At 41.4% G+C, this 1,648-nt stretch carries 2 protein-coding genes and 1 pseudogene; all 3 read left to right on the forward strand.

Annotated features, from left to right (window positions below; genetic code table 11):
- On the forward strand, positions 1-478 hold a 478-nt coding region (locus tag CXF78_RS16790; RefSeq protein ID WP_180957196.1), incomplete at its 5' end, for a type II secretion system F family protein.
- Positions 475-1,299, forward strand: coding sequence for a type II secretion system F family protein (locus CXF78_RS16795; RefSeq protein WP_102037415.1), 825 nt, complete (start codon positions 475-477; stop codon positions 1,297-1,299). The genes CXF78_RS16790 and CXF78_RS16795, both read left to right, overlap by 4 nt.
- Before the next feature lie 12 nt (positions 1,300-1,311).
- Positions 1,312-1,648 (forward strand): annotated as a pseudogene (locus CXF78_RS16800) (hypothetical protein); the annotation flags it as partial.

Below are 1,648 nucleotides of genomic sequence, written 5' to 3' on the forward strand. Positions count from 1 at the left end.
GGGGTTGTCACCACTACAAGCTATTTCAACCGCAGCCAGTTTAGCCAAAGGGCCATTAAAAGCAGAGCTGACAGAAATAGTCACGCGGTTGTCATCGGGTTATGACGCCAGCCAATCGGTTAATCGATTAGTCAATCGCTACAACACCGAAGGCACCCGATTATTTGCTCAAGCATTGGTAGCAAGGCATCAAACCGGCAGCGACTTTAATGCCATGTTACAAGCCGTGACTAAGCTTATGCGCCAACGTATTCAGCAGTATCAATTTATTAATAGCCAAATGTCGGGCACACGTTATGCGGCGTTCTTTTGTGGGCTTATGCCTTATGCACTTATTCCATTGTTTGTGTCGCAGGAGCAGCATTGGTTTGCACCATTATTAGATCACCCTAATGGCGCTAACTTCTTAAGCACTGCGTTGTTATTACAAATTATTGGCTTCTTTTGGTTACGTAAAGTATTAAAGGCCAACTTATGAATACATCACTTTTTACCGATCTTATTTTAGGCGTGTTATTGGTTTTAACTTGTTGGTTATTTTACTTATTCCATAACACTCGTGTCGACGACAAAGACATTACTTCTTTTGGTGACTTACTACCTTTAGACAACATTTATCCAGCAAACCTGATTAGACAAGCGGGTTTATCGGTATTTCGTAACCGGTTGCTGTATTGGTCTATTAAAATCAGCTTAGCGATTACAGCCGTTATCATGGTGCTTGAATTTATGCCGACAATGCCGGTATGGCTTAACATTCTGGTAAGCGTTATTGCCTTTTTCATGCTAGATGGCTGGTTACTGTTAAAACGCCAAATGAGAAAACAGCGCATCGATGCATCATTAGAATTTTTTATCAGTTTATTAGTGGTCTATTTACAATCCGGAACACCTCTAAGCCAGGCATTTAGACTGTCGGCAAAATATGGCTTAACCAAAGAACACCCATTAGCAGATGAGTTATTACTGCTGTCTTTAGAATTAGAGTCTGGTCGTGATAGGCAACGCGCTTTTGCGGATTTAGCCAAACGAACCGGGGTGCAAAATCTGAATAAATTGGCGGCTATTATTAACATTGGTTTGCAAATTGGCTCACCATTAATCAATTGTCTGCAATCACAACTCAGTGCTATACAACAGCAACGCCAGCAATTGGTAAACAGTAAAATTAATCGAAAGTCGCTAGAAGTATTATTGCCGATGTTATTGGTGTGTTTTCCGATGTTTCTGGTTCTGGTTTTTTTCCCCGCCGCAATTCAGTTTATGGATTTGCTGAGCGTTTTAGCCGATTCATTATAAGAGGCCGCCACCATGATAAATAACATATCAACCAGGTTAAGTAAGCAGGCTGGTTTTGTACTGACCATTGAACTTATATTAATCACAACCATTTTAATTATTGGCAGTTTTGTGGGTATATCGGCGGTAAGAAACGCGCTGGTTAAATCTCAAGTGGCACAGCAAAATAGAGACATCACCGTTACTGATAGTAATGGGATTAAGTTAGGTAAAATGCTGAGCCTAAATGAACACGAAACCCCAATAGTACCGTTTATTGATGGCGGCGTTGCGCCATTAGCGCCCGATCCTGCACACAAAAACTACCGGGCAATTTTAGGGGTAAGGGATGACCGTTTTACCTCACGTG

The organism is Shewanella sp. 11B5, assembly GCF_002836795.1.
GTDB classification, from domain to species: domain Bacteria; phylum Pseudomonadota; class Gammaproteobacteria; order Enterobacterales; family Shewanellaceae; genus Shewanella; species Shewanella frigidimarina.